The 15530-nt window shown below is 51.9% G+C and carries 15 protein-coding genes and 1 tRNA gene; 8 read left to right on the top strand and 8 right to left on the bottom strand.

The window, feature by feature from the left end:
• Positions 1-54 precede the first annotated feature (54 nt).
• Together INF32_RS11710 and INF32_RS11715 are read left to right on the top strand one after the other, a co-directional pair.
• Complete coding sequence (locus INF32_RS11710; RefSeq protein ID WP_226388585.1) at positions 55-819, top strand: SDR family NAD(P)-dependent oxidoreductase; 765 nt, start codon at positions 55-57, stop codon at positions 817-819.
• Positions 820-901: 82 nt separating this feature from the next.
• Positions 902-1594 (top strand): zinc metallopeptidase, encoded by a 693-nt coding sequence (locus INF32_RS11715; RefSeq protein WP_226388586.1) that lies wholly within the window; start codon positions 902-904, stop codon positions 1592-1594.
• Between the two features lie 240 nt (positions 1595-1834).
• Here the strand turns inward: INF32_RS11715 and dnaG are convergent, their stop codons facing one another.
• Positions 1835-3901, bottom strand: a complete 2067-nt coding sequence (dnaG, locus tag INF32_RS11720; protein ID WP_226388587.1) for a DNA primase — start codon at positions 3899-3901, stop codon at positions 1835-1837.
• An 83-nt stretch (positions 3902-3984) separates the two neighbouring features.
• On the opposite strand from dnaG, the gene uvrB reads away from it, so the two are divergent.
• Positions 3985-6006: an excinuclease ABC subunit UvrB gene (uvrB, locus tag INF32_RS11725; RefSeq protein ID WP_226388588.1), complete on the top strand. Its 2022-nt coding sequence runs from the start codon at positions 3985-3987 to the stop codon at positions 6004-6006.
• A complete protein-coding gene (locus INF32_RS11730; protein ID WP_317172725.1) occupies positions 6003-6581 on the top strand; it encodes a GtrA family protein in 579 nt (192 codons plus the stop codon). The genes uvrB and INF32_RS11730 overlap by 4 nt, the downstream gene beginning before the upstream one ends.
• Before the next feature lie 2 nt (positions 6582-6583).
• Here INF32_RS11730 and INF32_RS11735 read toward each other — a convergent pair whose 3' ends face one another.
• Positions 6584-7369: a TatD family hydrolase gene (locus tag INF32_RS11735; protein WP_226388589.1), complete on the bottom strand. Its 786-nt coding sequence runs from the start codon at positions 7367-7369 to the stop codon at positions 6584-6586.
• Complete coding sequence (locus INF32_RS11740) at positions 7366-8475, bottom strand: DNA-processing protein DprA (protein ID WP_226388590.1); 1110 nt, start codon at positions 8473-8475, stop codon at positions 7366-7368. The genes INF32_RS11735 and INF32_RS11740 overlap by 4 nt, the downstream gene beginning before the upstream one ends.
• A 144-nt stretch (positions 8476-8619) precedes the next feature.
• Between INF32_RS11740 and INF32_RS11745 the strand changes: the two genes are divergently transcribed.
• Positions 8620-8690, top strand: a tRNA-Cys gene (locus tag INF32_RS11745).
• Positions 8691-8810: 120 nt separating this feature from the next.
• On the opposite strand, the gene INF32_RS11750 is transcribed toward INF32_RS11745, so the two are convergent.
• On the bottom strand, positions 8811-9737 hold the full coding sequence (locus tag INF32_RS11750; protein WP_226388591.1) for a tyrosine-type recombinase/integrase: 927 nt from the start codon (positions 9735-9737) through the stop codon (positions 8811-8813).
• A 77-nt stretch (positions 9738-9814) separates the two neighbouring features.
• Between INF32_RS11750 and INF32_RS11755 the strand changes: the two genes are divergently transcribed.
• Together INF32_RS11755 and INF32_RS11760 are read left to right on the top strand one after the other, a co-directional pair.
• A complete protein-coding gene (locus tag INF32_RS11755; protein ID WP_226388592.1) occupies positions 9815-10384 on the top strand; it encodes a restriction endonuclease subunit S in 570 nt (189 codons plus the stop codon).
• An 88-nt stretch (positions 10385-10472) separates the two neighbouring features.
• The gene (locus INF32_RS11760; RefSeq protein WP_226388657.1) at positions 10473-10901 is read left to right on the top strand and encodes a restriction endonuclease subunit S; all 429 of its coding nucleotides are present in this window, start codon (positions 10473-10475) and stop codon (positions 10899-10901) included.
• Here INF32_RS11760 and INF32_RS11765 read toward each other — a convergent pair.
• Positions 10894-11484 carry a restriction endonuclease subunit S gene (locus INF32_RS11765; protein ID WP_317172733.1) on the bottom strand — a complete coding sequence of 197 codons (591 nt, stop codon included), beginning with the start codon at positions 11482-11484 and terminating at the stop codon, positions 10894-10896. The genes INF32_RS11760 and INF32_RS11765 overlap by 8 nt on opposite strands.
• On the opposite strand from INF32_RS11765, the gene INF32_RS11770 reads away from it, so the two are divergent.
• Positions 11483-12118: a restriction endonuclease subunit S gene (locus INF32_RS11770; protein ID WP_226388659.1), complete on the top strand. Its 636-nt coding sequence runs from the start codon at positions 11483-11485 to the stop codon at positions 12116-12118. The two genes, INF32_RS11765 and INF32_RS11770, sit on opposite strands and share 2 nt — an antisense overlap.
• Here the strand turns inward: INF32_RS11770 and INF32_RS11775 are convergent.
• The 3 genes from INF32_RS11775 to INF32_RS11785 are packed head-to-tail and all read right to left on the bottom strand — an operon-like array spanning position 12111 to position 15530.
• Positions 12111-13271 (bottom strand): restriction endonuclease subunit S, encoded by a 1161-nt coding sequence (locus INF32_RS11775; RefSeq protein ID WP_226388593.1) that lies wholly within the window; start codon positions 13269-13271, stop codon positions 12111-12113. The two genes, INF32_RS11770 and INF32_RS11775, sit on opposite strands and share 8 nt — an antisense overlap.
• A gap of 16 nt (positions 13272-13287) precedes the next feature.
• The gene (locus INF32_RS11780) at positions 13288-14832 is read right to left on the bottom strand and encodes a type I restriction-modification system subunit M (protein ID WP_226388594.1); all 1545 of its coding nucleotides are present in this window, start codon (positions 14830-14832) and stop codon (positions 13288-13290) included.
• A gap of 5 nt (positions 14833-14837) precedes the next feature.
• On the bottom strand, positions 14838-15530 hold the full coding sequence (locus INF32_RS11785) for a GIY-YIG nuclease family protein (protein ID WP_226388595.1): 693 nt from the start codon (positions 15528-15530) through the stop codon (positions 14838-14840).

Here is a 15530-nt window from a genome sequence, read left to right on the forward strand (position 1 = left end):
TCGTGCAAAGTAACATAAAATTTGGTACTTTTGTGCAATAAAACCGAAACGATTATGGGAAAGACTGCTTTGATTACGGGCGCCACGTCGGGAATCGGCGAGGCCACGGCGCGTCTGCTGGCCGAGGAGGGCTACGACCTGATCCTCACCGGACGCCGTTCGCAGCGGCTCCGGGCCCTGAAAAAGGAGTTGGAAAAGGGTTTCCGGATCGAGGTGCTGCCGTTGAGTTTCGATGTCCGCGACCGGCAGCAGTGCGAGGCCGAACTGGGAAGTCTGCCCGAAGGGTTCCGCGAAATCGACCTGCTGGTGAACAACGCCGGGCTGGCCGCCGGGCTGGAGCACATCGACAAGGGCGATCCCAACGACTGGGATGCGATGGTCGACACCAACGTGAAGGGGCTGCTCTACATCACGCGCATCGTGTCGGGCATGATGGTGCGGCAGGGCCGCGGACACATCGTGAACATCGGCTCGACGGCCGGCACTCAGCCCTACGAGAACGGGGCGGTCTACTGCGCGACCAAGCACGCCGTGCATGCGCTGAGCCAGGCGATGCGGGCCGACCTGCTCCGCTCGGGGATCAAGGTGACCGAAATCCGTCCGGGAATGGTGGAGACCGAATTTTCGGTGGTGCGCTTCCACGGCGACCGGGAGCGGGCCGGCGACGTGTACCGGGGGATCGTGCCCCTCACGGGCGAGGACGTGGCCGAGGCCGTCGTGTGGGCGGTGAGCCAGCCCGCCCATGTCAACGTGGACGAGATCGTGATCACCGCCTCGCAGCAGGCCGGCGCCTATTACACCTACCGGAAGGAGGAATAACCGGGTGTGCCGGACAATAAGGGACGCCGCGTTCCGTTTTATTGGACCGACAGAGAGAAAAAACTAAAAAAGAGAGAAAACCATGTATCCTTTTCATCTGAATGCCGAATGGCTTCTGATTATTATTATCGGCGTGGTGGGGCTGATCGTGCAGTTCCGCCTGCAGTCCGTGTTCAAGAAATATTCGAAGGTGATGTTCCCCGGCGGTCTGACCGGCAGGGACGTGGCCGAAAAGATGCTGCGCGACAACGGTATCCGGGACGTGAAGGTGGTCTCTACACCGGGACACCTGACCGACCATTACAACCCCAAGACCCGGACCGTGAATCTGAGCGAGAGCGTCTATGCCAGCAACAGCGTGGCCGCCGCGGCCGTGGCGGCCCACGAGTGCGGCCATGCCGTGCAGCATGCCCGGGCTTATGCCCCGCTGGAGATGCGTTCGGCGCTGGTGCCGGTCATCAGTTTCTCGTCGATGTGGTCCACGTGGGTGATTATCGCGGGCATCCTGCTGATAAACACATTCCCGGCCCTGTTCTGGATCGGAATCGTAATGGTCGCCCTTTCGGCCCTCTTTTCGCTCGTCACGCTGCCTGTGGAGTACAACGCTTCGGCCCGTGCCATGGAGTGGCTCAAGAGCAGCGGAACCTTGCAGGGGGCCCAGGTGGCGCAGGCGAAGGAGGCGCTGTCGTGGGCCGCACGCACCTATCTGGTGGCCGCCCTTTCGGCGATCGCCACGCTGCTCTACTACCTCAGTTTCGCGCGGGGCAGGGAGTAGGCTGTGCGGAACCGTCCGGCGGCGGAAGAGATGATGTCCGTCCCCGTTACGATGCGTCGTGACGGGGACGGTCCGTTTCGCTGCGGACGATCCGCGGCCTTGGGTCCGCACCGGGGGCAGGCGGAGCGGTTCGTCTCTCCGGGGGGGGGGCGGATTGCGCGGTCCGGGGGAGAGCGGTGTCTTCCTTTGATTTTCCGGAAAGGCGGGCCGTCCTTCCCGACATTCCCGTGAGGGACCGGGTCAGAGAATCAGCCGGGAGAGTTTTTTGGAGATGGCGATCCGCTCCTTGTTGAGGGCGGCGATGCGGTACATGATGTCGGCCAGCTGCTCGTCGGGGAGATCGGGGACCGTGAGCTGGTGCTGGAGGTCGCCGATGATGTGTTCGATCGCTTTCGACTTGTAGAGGATCACGGCGCGGGGCACCGCTTCGGCGAGCCGGTCCTTTTCGCTCTCCACGTTGATGTCGTGTTTTTTCCAGAGCTTGCTGGCCGTGTAGTTGTCGTCGCCGGTGAGCAGATCCACCGCCGCGTTGCAGACGGCCGGGTCGGGGTGGTTGATGAAACGGTGCATGGAGACGGGCTCTCCGGAGCGGTAGAGTTTCAGATATTCGTCGTAGATGGCGCGGTAGCGCTCGTCCCGGAAGGAGATGCCGTTGGTCTCCAGGTCGCCGGTGATTACCTCCGCCACGTTGAGCGATACGACGTTGCGCCCCTCCTTGTAGTCGAAATTCTCCGAACCGTATTTCAGAAGGTATTTGGTCAGTTCCTTTTCCAGCTCCTCCATGCTGCTGCCCGGGTGGAGGGAGCGGGGCAGGAGGGCGGCCTCGGCCGGAGACGTTTCCGCGGGAACCTCTTCGGGAAAACCCGGGCCGGCCGGAAACGGCGGTTCGGACGGAGGGTAGGTGCCCGTGTCCCGGGCGGGACGGTGTTCCCGGTCGTACCCTTCGGCACGCTGGCGGGCCTGCTGGCGGCGGATGAAGTCGCCGGCTTCCCTGCCTCCGGTGCGGGTCGCCCGTTTGCGGGCCACTTCGCTCAGGAGCAGCTGTTCGTCCACGTCCATCGTGCGGGCGCACTCCTTGATGTAGACCGAACGGGTGATCGGTTCCGGAATTTCGGAGATCGAGGCCACGATGTCGGCGATCAGCCCCGCTTTCCGGATCGGGTCGCCGTCCGCGTTGGCCATCAGCAGCCTTGTCTTGAAGGAGATGAAGTCCTCCTCGGCCGTACGGATGAACTCGCGCAATTCGGTGGCGTTGTGCTTGCGGGCGAACGAGTCGGGATCGTCGCCGTCGGGCAGGAGCACCACCCGCACGTTGAGCCCTTCGCGCAGGATCATGTCGATACCGCGCAGGGAGGCCTTGATGCCGGCCGAGTCGCCGTCGTAGATCACCGTCACGTTCTTCGTGAAGCGGCTGATGAGGCGTATCTGCCCCTCGGTGAGCGAGGTGCCCGAGGAGGCCACCACGTTCTCCACGCCCGACTGGTGCATCGAGATGACGTCGGTGTAGCCCTCGACCAGGATGCAGTAGTCCTCCTGCGTGATGGCCTTCTTGGCGAAGAAGAGGCCGTAGAGGACGTCGCTTTTGTGGTATATCTCGCTCTCGGGCGAGTTGAGGTATTTGGCGACCTTCTTGTCCGTGCGCAGGGTGCGGCCGCCGAAGGCCGTCACGCGGCCGCTGATGCTGTGGATCGGGAAGATGACCCGGCCGGCGAACCGGTCGTAGTAGTCGCCCTGTTCCCGCTTGATCGTGAGGCCGGTCCCCACGAGGAACTCCTCCTTGTAGCCGGCGGCGAGGGCCGCCCGGGTGAACGCATCGCCCGCGGCGGGACAGAAGCCGAGGCCGAACTTGCGGATCGTGGCGTCCGAAAATCCCCGCTGGCGGAAGTAGCTGATACCCACGTTGCGGCCTTCGTCGGTCTCGTGGAGCGTCTGCTGGAAATAGTCGGCGGCGTAGCTGCTCACGACCATCATGCTCTCCCGGTCGTCGTTGCGCCGCACCTCCTCGGGGGAGAGTTCCCGCTCCTGCACTTCGATGCCGTACTTCTTGGCCACGTATTTCAGCGCGTCGACGTAGCCCATGTTCTCGTGCTCCATGACGAAGGTGACGGCGTTGCCGCCCTTGCCGCATCCGAAGCATTTGAAGAGCCCCTTGCTCGGGGAGACGACGAACGACGGCGTTTTCTCGTTGTGGAACGGACAGCATGCCTGGTAGTTCACCCCCTTCTTCTTGAGCGTCACGAAGTCGCTGACGACTTCGACGATGTTGGCGGCGGCATATATGCGGTCTATGGTGGCGCGGTCGATCATTGCGTGGATTTTGCAGAGGGTAAAGGTACTAATTAATCCGGACAGGGCGAATCACTTCCGGTATTATTTCATAACTTTGCGACATGGATTTCAAGTTGGTTTCTGAGTATCAGCCCACAGGCGACCAGCCCGAGGCGATCGCGCAGCTGGTCGCTTCGCTCCGGGGGCACAGCCGGCACAACACGCTGCTCGGCGTCACGGGATCGGGCAAGACCTTCACGGTGGCCAACGTCATCGCGGCGATGGGCAAGCCGACCCTCGTGCTCAGCCACAACAAGACGCTCGCGGCCCAGCTCTACGGGGAGTTCAAGAACTTTTTCCCGGAGAATGCCGTGGAGTATTTCGTCTCCTATTACGACTATTACCAGCCGGAGGCCTATCTTCCGGCGACGGACACCTATATCGAAAAGGACCTTTCGATCAACGAGGAGATCGAGAAAATGCGGCTCAAGACCACCTCGTCGCTTCTGTCCGGACGCAACGACGTGATCGTGGTGTCGAGCGTGTCGTGTCTCTACGGTATCGGTAATCCGGCCGATTTCCACGCCACCTCGATCTGTCTGACCCAAGGCGAGACCTTTGCCCGCAAGAAACTGCTCTACTCGCTGGTCGAGGCGCTCTACACGCGCAGCGAGAGCGAACTGACGCGCGGCACGTTCCGCGTGAACGGGGAGACGATCGACATCGCCCTGGCCTACGGTGAGGTCAGCTACCGGATCATGTTCTACGATGACGAGATCGAGTCGATCGCCTCGATCGACCCGGCCACGGGGCAGCGGCTGGAGTATCTGGACCGGGTGGTGATCTATCCGGCCAACCTGTTCGTGACGACCAAGGAGCGGGTCAACACCGCCATCCGGCAGATACAGCTCGATTTGGGAAAACAGATCGAGTTTTTCGAGAAACAGGGCCGTCCGACGGAGGCGCAGCGGCTGAAGCAGCGGGTGGAGTACGACCTGGAGATGATCAAGGAGCTGGGATACTGTCCCGGTATCGAGAACTATTCGCGCTATTTCGACGGCCGTCCGCCCGGGGCGCGGCCTTTCTGCCTGATCGACTACTTTCCGAAGGACTATCTGCTCGTGATCGACGAGAGCCATGTGACCATTCCGCAGATACGGGCCATGTACGGCGGCGACCGTTCGCGCAAGGAGAATCTGGTGGAGTACGGGTACCGGCTTCCTGCCGCCGTGGACAACCGGCCGCTCAAGTTCGACGAGTTCGAGTCGATGGCCGGGCAGTGCATCTATGTGAGTGCCACGCCGGCCGATTATGAGCTGATCAAGTCGGAGGGGGCTGTGGTGGAACAGCTGATCCGTCCCACGGGGCTGATCGACCCGCCGCTGAAGATCAGGATCACGGAGAACCAGATCGACGACCTGATGGAGGAGATCAATGTCCGCATCCGGCTGAACGAAAAGGTGCTGGTGACGACCCTGACCAAGCGGATGGCCGAGGAGCTGTCGAAATATTTCGACCGGCTCGGGATTCGCAACCGCTATATCCACTCGGATGTGGAGACGCTGGAGCGGGTGAAGATTCTGGACGAACTGCGCGACGGGGTGTTCGACGTGCTGATCGGGGTCAATCTGCTGCGGGAGGGCCTCGATCTGCCCGAGGTGTCGCTGGTGGCCATCATGGATGCCGACAAGGAGGGGTTCCTGCGCAGCGAGCGTTCGCTGACCCAGACGGCGGGGCGGGCGGCCCGCCATGCCAACGGGAACGTCATCATGTATGCCGAGCGGCGGACCGATTCGATGCGGATGGCGATGGCCGAAAGCAACCGGCGGCGGGAGAAGCAGATCAGCTACAACATGAAACAGCACCAGCTGCCCCGGCAGGCGTTCAAGAGCGGGCGCTCGATCCTTTCGGGCGAGGCGCTTCACGGTAGCGGCACCTCCTATCCCGCGGCGAGCGGGGGATACGGGCTGGCTGCGGATGCCGGAGCTGTTTACGTGACGGAGGCCGATCTGAGAAAGGCGGTCGAAGAGGTGCGCGGCAGGATGGAGGCCGCCGCCCGGGAACTCGACTTCATTGCGGCCGCCAAATTCCGGGACGAAATGTACGCCCTGCAAGCCAAACTCAAAGAGTACGCCAAAGCATGATGAAAGGGAAAGAGTCTGTTCCGGAGCCGGGTCGTGTGGAGGAGGGCGGCGGAGAAGTGGCCGTTCCCCTGTTCCGGCGGTGTTCGCGGGCGCTTGCGCATCGGCTGACGCGGTGGGTGGACTGGTTCTACATCGCTCCGCTGCGGGCGGTGATGCCGCTCCAGACCTTCCGGTACGCCGCCTGCGGGGGGGGCAACCTGGTGCTGAGCTGGGTGCTCTATGCCGTGGTCTACAATTTCGTGCTGGACAGGAGCCTGGTCGATCTGGGATTCGTGGCCGTGTCGGCTCCGATCGCCTCTTTCCTGATCGTCTTTCCGGTCAACTATCTCTCCGGGTTCTGGTTGCAGAAGTATATCGCCTTCCGGGCTTCGCCGCTCAGGACGCGGACGCAGCTGGTCCGTTACCTGTTCAGCGTATGCGGCTCCGTGGTGCTGAATTATCTGGGGCTGAAATTTTTCGTGGAGGCGGTGCATCTGTGGCCCACCTTTTCGCAGGTCGTCACCTCGCTCATCACCATCGTGTACAGTTACTTGATGCAGAAGTATTTCACCTTTCGCGGCTGTGCCGGGGCGTAGGGTTACGATCCGAACATCCGGCAGGCATTCCGCGTGGTGCGTTCCGCTATATCGTCCGGCGCGAGGCCGTAGATTTCCGCCACTTTTTCGCATACGAACCGCACGTAGGCGCTTTCGTTCCGTTTGCCTCGGAAGGGAACGGGCGTCAGGTAGGGGGAGTCGGTCTCCAGAACCAGGTCGTCCGGCGACATGCAGGGCAGGAGGGCGGCCGTTTCGCTTCTTTTGTAGGTCACCACGCCACCGATTCCGAACAGGAAGTCGCCGCATCGCTTCACCTGGCGGTAGATCGCTTCCGTGCCGGAGAAGGCGTGCATGACACCGCGCAGACCCTGTCCCGCGTAGTCTCCGAGGGTCGCCAGCATTTCGTCCCAGGCGTTCCGGGTGTGGATCGCCAGCGGCAGGCGCAACTCCAGTGCCAGTTCGATCTGCCGGCGGAAGGCTTCGATCTGTTCCGTCTTCCGCTCCGTGCTCCAGTAGAAGTCGAGCCCCACTTCCCCCACTGCGCAGAAACGGCCTGCGGGCGGTTCGTGCAACAGGCGTTCCACCCGGTCGAGTTCCGTCCGGTAGTCGTCGATCTCGTTGACCGAGGTGGGGTGGAGCCCCATCATGGGAATGCAGTGCTGCGGATGCCGCCGGCAGAGGTCGAACAGGGCGTCGTGGCTCCGGGAGTCGATGGCGGGGAGCAGGATGCGGGTCACGCCGGCCTGGAGAGCCCGTTCGAAAACCGCTTCCCGGTCGTCGTCGAATGCGGTGTCGTAGATATGCGAGTGGGTGTCTGTCAGAATCATGGGATGGTTTTTTCGTAACGGTTGCCGGGCAGCGTGCGGATCGCTCCGGCCATTTCGAGACCCAGCAGCAGCGGGGCCAGTTGGGCCGGGGATAGTCCGCTCCATTCGGCCAGTTCCTCCGAGGAGACGATTTCCCGGTCGCGGAAACAGCTCAGCAAGCCCCGCTCGTCCTTGCTCAGGTCGGGCTCCAGGGACTCGTCGGCTTCCGGTTCCCGCTGCCGGGGTGCGGGTGTCCAGTCCAGTTCCCGCACGATGTCGTAGGCCGAGCAGACCATGCGGGCTTTCAGGTGCTTGATGAGATTGTTGGTGCCGGCGGAAGCGGGATCGGTGGCCCGGCCGGGTACGGCCATCAGGCAGCGGTCGTAGTCCAGCGCGAACTGGGCCGTGGTGAGCGATCCCCCTTCAGCCGGGGACTCCACGATCACCGTACCCGGCGTCAGCCCTGCGATCAGGCGGTTCCGCTGCAGGAATACCGAGGCGTGCGGGGTGAACCGGGAATGGAATTCGGTGAGTATGCCACCGCCGAGACGCACCATCTCCCGGGCCATGTGGGTGTTGTGGGCGGGATAGATCGTGGTCAGTGCGTTGGGCAGGATGCCCAGCGTGGGAACCCCTGCATCCAGCGCGGCCCGGTGGCAGGCCGTGTCCACACCGCCCGACAGGCCGCTGACGATCACCAGGTCGGGGATTTGTGCGGCCAGTCCGAAGACGAGTTCTTCGCACATCTTCAGCCCGTATGTGGTGACGTCCCGTGTGCCGGCCATCGAGACCATCCTGCGGTCGAACAGGGCGGGATCGCCTTTCAGGTAGAGGACGTGCGGGTAATCCGGACACTCTTTCAGCAAAGCCGGGTAGTCCGGCGATGTGGCGACGAAGGCGTGTATGCCGTGTTTTTCGAGAAAAGCGATCTCCTGCTCGGCCTGGCGGTGGAAGTTCTTGCGGGATAGGGATTTCGCAAGCCCGGGCTTCAATTGCGCCCTCTGTACGATCTCCTGTTCCGTCGCGGCGTACAGCGCTTCGGCCGAACCGAAACACTCCATGAGGTGAATGGCTGTTCTGGGTCCGATTTCGGGTTCCAGCGTGAGGGCTATGTCATCGGTGAGCATGGATGGCGTTTGCGGGTGAAAAAATTACGGGTAAATGTAGTGAAAAGATTTCGCTTCCGGAAGTTTTGGAGAATACATATTATTTACTATCTTTGCGGTCTCGATCGGATGCTGTTCATGCGGAACGCTTCCCTTTCGGACAAGGGTCTGATGGCCGAGTGGCTAGGCACAGCTCTGCAAAAGCTGCTACAGCGGTTCGAGTCCGCTTCAGACCTCACGAAAACCGCCTTACAGTATACTGTAAGGCGGTTTTCTTTTTGTTTTGTCATACATTTGTTATACGACTATTCAGATTGATTAAATTGTCTGGGCTATCCGGCTAAAGCGTTCATGGTTTATTTGAGCATTTTGCACATTTGGTCAATGCAATAGCGTTTCTGCTCCAGGTTCGGGTGGACGTATAAATTGAGTGTAGTGCTGATATTGGAATGTCCGAGTAGTACACTTACGGTTTTGTAGTCGCACTTGCTTTCGATGCAGCGGGTGGCGAAGCTATGCCGTAGGCCGTGGAATTTCAAGGCAGGCATTCCGAGCGATTGCATGAATTGTTTGTAGTAGTTCCGATATGTTCGCGGTTCGGTCGGCGTCGGGTCATTCGTCAGAATATAAAAATTCCCGTTCACAACTTTTTTGATAGGGCGGATCAATTTCTGCAAATCTTTTGTCATCGGAATTTCCCGGATGGAGTTTTTGGTTTTGGGGGTATCGAGAATTATTTCGGTATGCTTCCGGTCAGCGTCCACGATATAGATACGTTGAATTGTTTTTCGAACATGGATAACTCCATTTTCAATATCTAAATCATCCCATGTTAGCGCACAAATTTCCCCGATACGTATTCCGGTACTTAGGCATATATAAATACCCAGATTTTTGAATGTAAAATGAGATTGGATATATTCCATGATTTGCCGTTGATGTGAACGACTTAAAATATCTATAGAATGTTTATTGCGTTCGGTCGGAAACTTTATATCTATTTGACGATATTCAATCATTTGATTCTTGACCCCGAAGCGGAGTACCATTTTTAAAACGATTAAAATATCCTTGATGGTTTTTTGGCTTAATCCTTCGTCGAGTTTACGAAATACGAAAGCTTGTACATCCTGTTCCTCAACCAGTACCATATCGCCAAACGATGGCAAAATATGATTCTCGATTAATAGTGTGTAGGCTGAAAAGGTCGAACGCTTTACATACTGCTTTTTGTCCTCTTTCCACAGAGTGACGATTTTCGAAAGTTTAGTTTCTGCTGACATGATTGAAAAAATTTAGATTATATAGCAGAAAGATAAGCGTAAGGCATTTTATTACGGACCTCCTCAATGTTCCCCATTTGAGATTCCCGGAATTTACGGGGGAGTGGAAAACAAAATTAATAAACGATTTAGCGGTTGTTATTGGTGGGGGAACACCTGATACTACAATAAAATCATATTGGGATGGAGAAATACAATGGTTTACGCCTTCTGAAATAGGTAAAAATAAATACGTTGATTCAAGTTTGCGTACCATAACAGAAGAGGGGTTAAACAATTCCAGCGCAAAACTTTTGCCTCCCAATACGATACTTTTAAGTTCTCGTGCCACCATTGGGGAATGCTCATTATCACTCAGAGAATGTGCTACAAACCAAGGTTTTCAATCTCTTGTATCCAAAAAATGCAATGTGGATTTTCTCTATTATCTGATACAAACAAAGAAAAAGGATTTAATCAGGAAATCTTGTGGGTCAACCTTTTTAGAGATTTCCGCAAATGAAGTCCGTAAAATTCAGGTATCTGTTCCTGCTGATGTAGAACAACAAAAGACAGCTGGATTATTGTCGTTGATTGACGACCGTATCGCCACTCAAAACAAAATCATTGAGAAACTTGAAACCTTAATTAAAGCAACTATCTCATAAGCTAACTACACAGCAAAGGCCAAATACACGGCTCAAAGACTGTCTTACACATCATTCTTCTACGCTTCTTGAAAACGACGTAAAAGGCATAGGACAATATCCAGTTTATGGGGCAACAGGTATTTGCGGTTATATGGATAAGTATGAGATCTCTGGCGATTCAATATTGATTATTAAGGACGGAGCGAGCGTTGGATCAACGGCTTATGCTACAGGCAGATATTCAACAATAGGAACTCTCAATTATTTGAGAACTACACAAGAGTGCTATTTGTTACCGTATATTTATTATAGTCTAAAAGCATTCGACTTTAGACCCTATATAACTGGTATGGCCATTCCTCATATCTATTTCAAAGATTACAGTAAAGCAAAAATATGGTGTCCTGCTGTCGCTGAACAAAAGCGAATTGCAACAACGCTTCGGACAATGGACACCAAGTTGCAAATTGAGCACAAGATATTGCGAAATCTAATATTGCAAAAACAATATTTATTATCAAACCTATTTATATAAATAGATTTGACAGGAGATATTGCTTTTGCGCCTTAAGCATGTTAAGACAATCCCGTTCCATCTCAATCTTATCGTTGAGTTTGGATAAAGCCTGCCCGATTCGTCGCTGTGCGACAAAGGGCGGTATTTTGAATGTTAATTCCAGGAATGCGTCCATATTAAGATTGCGTCGGACGATACTTGCCCCTTGTTCGGAAATAGACCTATAGCTATATAACAACCGATGAGTTTTCAGCAAAAAGGCGACATAGTGGCAGTCAAACTCCTCGGATATAGCAAAAATCTTATAAGATGGAGAAACAATCCCGAAATTAAACTTATCGTTGTAATTGATATTACCCATCCATAAATTTTGTGGGCTAAGGACAATATCGCCTTTGTGTAAGACCTTGTATCCTATATTGTTTTCGCTGGCTATATCTTTGGAAAAGTAATCGCGTTGCGAAAAGATGCCTTTGATTGTGGAACTTAATATTTCATATTGGTCGTTTATTGTACTTTTTTCAGTTCGCTCAATAAGGATATCACCGAGTCTGACGTTCCGGCCATGACCAAATAAGCATTTATTACCAATTGCTTTAATTAAGGTTTATTTTACCTTTTCGAGTGCGCTAACGGATCAATTATATAGTGGTCAATTACGATTTCATGAGTTTGCAGACGATTGGGGTGTTTCTACATTCGGGCATCTAACGGAACATTTCAGTCATCGCAATCGGAACTCCAAACACTATCCAGTATTTTCAGTTACCAAAGATACAGGTTTTATTCCTCAAGAAGAGCAATTTGAAAGTAGAGAGATTGCTGGAGATGACATTAGCTCATATAAAATCATTCGGCAGGGCGAATTTGCTTATAATCCGGCTCGGATCAATGTGGGTTCAATTGCTCGCTATGACAATGAGACCCCGTGTTTGATTAGTTCTCTATATGTTTGTATCAAACCTGCCGCTGATATTGACTCCGATTGGCTGTTATATTTGCTTAAATCGAAGAGAGCTATATTCTATTACAATTTATATGGTGAAGGAGGTGTAAGGATTTATTTATTTTATCCCAATTTTTCCCGTATTAAAGTAAAAGTCCCATCAATTCAAGAACAACATAGAATAGCTGCTCTTTTAAAATATATTGCTGATAAAATACTACAAGAGAAAAAGTTAAAAGATCTATATATAACTCAAAAACAATTCTTGTTACAACGCATGTTTATATGAACATTTGATTAAGTAAATATTGTTTTTGCCTTTGATATGCAGACTGAAGTTGTCGAGCATTGTGGATTTGTTTATCTATACTTTGAAGGATTTCTGCAATCTTATGTTGTATAACAAGGCAAGGTACGACGATATGTAAAGGTTCTATTTCAGAAATATAATGCCGCTTATGCTCTTCAGAAATGAGATTAAGAAAAAGTAAATATTCATATATAAAATAAAGATTGACATTTGTTTTTGCCGTCAGAATTTTAATAGCAGAGGATTTTATTTTAAATGGGAAACTAACAAACTTTATATCCATTGTAAAATCATCAAATATTATACAATCTCCTTTCCCGTATATATTTTCTTGCTCTGGTGTGTAGCCTAGAATAAAGGCTTTATTAGCAGTCAGGACCGGAGTTAACTTTTTATCGTCAGTATATTCTGTATCAACAACAATGTATTTCGTTGGGTGTTCGTAAGATAGTACATCCTTTATGGTCTTATGCTCAAAATCTTCTTCCTGAATTTGAGTATAGAGCCTTTCACGAATCGCACTCTTTAGTTGTTCCAGATCCTCAATGATTTTGTTTTGGGTGGAGATACGGGTACCAATAAGAGCTAAAAATTTAGCGATTTTTTGCTGTTCAACGTATTGGGGGAAACAGACAATATTTGCAATTGCTTCAGTATTGCTAATCTTCATATCGTGTTTAGCACCAATACGGACGATGGGCTTGAAATATTTATTTGCGCGTCTTGGTAATGCAAAATAACTCTCAATAAACTTTCCAGAGGCATTTATTCTAACATTATATACTGCATACAATGTTGAAACTATGCCATCTGCTCCTTCGTTCATTTTTACAATTCCATACGGAAAATCCTTTAATGGACTTTTAGTATAAATAATATTTCCATGTCGTACAACATGATAATCCAGTACACTTTTTCCTGCAAAAGATCTTCCTAATAACTGAATCTGATTGATAACACCGAAATCTCCCGATACAGATAAAACAGAAGTTTTATTAAAGAAGCCTGTTTTGTTGCGTTCTTTATTCTCATACAGATATTCATTTAAAGGTAAATACCTCCACTCCCCGGAAAACTCCGGGAATCTCAAAGGGGGAACATTGAGGACTTTATTGTTGTTATTTGTTGCCATTGCTTTTGTTTCGTGTTTATTCGACAATCCCCAGTTCTTTTAAGTATACTTCGATCTGCTTGTCCAGGTCGGCTCGCTTGGCTTCCAGTTCCTTGATTTCCGCCATGACAGCCTTAATATCAATAGGTTCTTCCTCTTCGAACGTATCGACATAGCGCGGGATGTTGAGGTTGTAATCGTTCTCGGCAATCTCCTGCAACGTTACACAATGACTATACTTATCGATTTCTGAACGATTCCGGTAAGTGTCGATGATTTTTTGGATATGTTCCGAACGAAGTTTGTTCTGAGTTTTGACTTTTTCGAATTCGCGAGAAGCATCGATAAAGAGAATGTTATCGTCCTCTTGACGACATTTTTTCAATACAAGAATGCATGTCGGAATGCTTGTGCCGTAAAAGATATTGGCCGGAAGTCCGATAATCGCATCGATATAATTCTTCTTTTCGATAAGAAAACGACGAATCTTGCCTTCGGCTGCTCCTCGGAATAATACGCCGTGCGGAGCTACGCAGGCCATTGTTCCGCCATCGTTCAAATGATAGATCATGTGAAGAATGAATGCATAGTCTGCTTTGGATTTAGGTGCGAGAACACCTACTTTATTGAACCGATCGTCGTTATTGAACTTGTCCGCTGCACTCCAGTCCGCTGAGAACGGAGGATTGGCAATGACCGCGTCAAATTGCTGGTCGCCAAATTCATCGGCTTCGATCGTATCACCATTGCGAATATCGAAATCATTATACTTGATTCCATGTAACAGCATGTTCATTCGGCAGAGGTTAAAAGTCGTTGGGTTTTTCTCTTGTCCGAAAATTGCATCGGCATGGCCGTTACGAGCCGTACGAAGAAGAAGTGAACCACTGCCACAAGTCGGGTCGTATACGGTCTTCAAACGTTGTTTATCCGTGATAACAATTTCTGCGAGGATTTGGCTTACCTCTTGGGGCGTATAAAATTCTCCTGCTTTCTTTCCTGCTCCAGCTGCAAATTGACCAATCATATATTCATAGGCATCGCCCAAAATATCGATTTCCTGTGCTTCTTTTAACCCGAAGTCAATGCCGTTTAACGCGACAAGTACGTCGCTGATGAGTTTGTTCTTATCATCAGCCGTTCGTCCTAATTTGGGCGATGCAAGGTCGATATCCGAAAACAATCCGCCGAAATCATCTTCGCTTTCTTGTCCTATGGTGCTATCCTCGATCTTTTTGAGTGAACGTTCGAGCGATGGCAAAATATTTTCCTTGCGATCGATCATCGAGATAATAGTGGAATATAAATATTCCGGTTCGACAAAATATCCGAGGTCTTGTATACATGCTTCTTTGAGGTCTTCTTTCAGTTCATCATCTTTTCCTGACCAAGCTTCCTGAAAGGTCAGACCGTCTTCTTTCAGTTCTTCGTTGGCATAAAGTTCGATTTTTTCCGACAGGTATTTATAGAATATGAATCCTAATGTGAAGTACATGAAATCGCCCGCCGACATATTGCCGCGCAGGGTATTGGCGACTGTCCAGAGCTGGCTTCGGAGTTTTTGTTGTAGTTCTTCGCTCATGATATTTACTGTTCTATTGCAGTTACTATATGCTTTTCTGCGTTATCGCAACGCTCGGACGCCTTACGTAAATCCTCTAAAATTTGTCCGTTGTACGAGAAATATTTAGCTCCCTGATAAGCTCCCGATGTATTTCTTCGTTCTTCGGGCATAAACGTACCGACGAATGGAGATAATTTGTAAATACGACCCTCATATTCGATAGAATCATCGCTGGCGACTTTGACTTGTATACCCGTCGGAGTGAATGTTATAAACTCTCCTATTCGGATTCCGACCATACTGAATTTGAAGCGTTCCCGTTTTACGGTACGTACATTTAGCTGATTCGACGGTCTGTCTGTCCTGTTTATCGGAATGTTATTCTCGTATTCGGTGATGACCGCATCATCTATCGTCTGAGCTATGTCTCTGAATATATCCAATGCAACTTGGGGCGCGACGTTGAAGAACTCTCTATTTTGTCGAATACGCAGATCTGTTAATCGATCGATAGTTTTATGCACTAATTTCTCGACCTCATTATATTTTGCAGTTTGCATAGTCGCAAAAATTTCAAAAGGCAACGGTACAGCCGTATTATCTAATTCTTTAGACCGAATATCGACCGGACGTGCACTTTTCCCGATCTTTACCCAATCCTCACGAAAACTCGGATTGGTAAGAATATATACGAATCCTGGATGTAACTCTTTCAT

It is taken from the genome of Gallalistipes aquisgranensis (assembly GCF_014982715.1).
Taxonomy (GTDB): Bacteria; Bacteroidota; Bacteroidia; order Bacteroidales; family Rikenellaceae; genus Gallalistipes; species Gallalistipes aquisgranensis.

Coding starts and splice junctions, on each gene's coding strand:
- dnaG (WP_226388587.1), bottom strand. CDS start 3,901: ATGATCGACCGCGCCACCATAGACCGCATATATGCCGCCGCCAACATC.
- INF32_RS11785 (WP_226388595.1), bottom strand. CDS start 15,530: ATGAAAGAGTTACATCCAGGATTCGTATATATTCTTACCAATCCGAGT.
- INF32_RS11730 (WP_317172725.1), top strand. CDS start 6,003: ATGATGAAAGGGAAAGAGTCTGTTCCGGAGCCGGGTCGTGTGGAGGAG.
- INF32_RS11735 (WP_226388589.1), bottom strand. CDS start 7,369: ATGATTCTGACAGACACCCACTCGCATATCTACGACACCGCATTCGAC.
- INF32_RS11780 (WP_226388594.1), bottom strand. CDS start 14,832: ATGAGCGAAGAACTACAACAAAAACTCCGAAGCCAGCTCTGGACAGTC.
- INF32_RS11715 (WP_226388586.1), top strand. CDS start 902: ATGTATCCTTTTCATCTGAATGCCGAATGGCTTCTGATTATTATTATC.
- INF32_RS11750 (WP_226388591.1), bottom strand. CDS start 9,737: ATGTCAGCAGAAACTAAACTTTCGAAAATCGTCACTCTGTGGAAAGAG.
- INF32_RS11740 (WP_226388590.1), bottom strand. CDS start 8,475: ATGCTCACCGATGACATAGCCCTCACGCTGGAACCCGAAATCGGACCC.
- uvrB (WP_226388588.1), top strand. CDS start 3,985: ATGGATTTCAAGTTGGTTTCTGAGTATCAGCCCACAGGCGACCAGCCC.
- INF32_RS11710 (WP_226388585.1), top strand. CDS start 55: ATGGGAAAGACTGCTTTGATTACGGGCGCCACGTCGGGAATCGGCGAG.
- INF32_RS11775 (WP_226388593.1), bottom strand. CDS start 13,271: ATGGCAACAAATAACAACAATAAAGTCCTCAATGTTCCCCCTTTGAGA.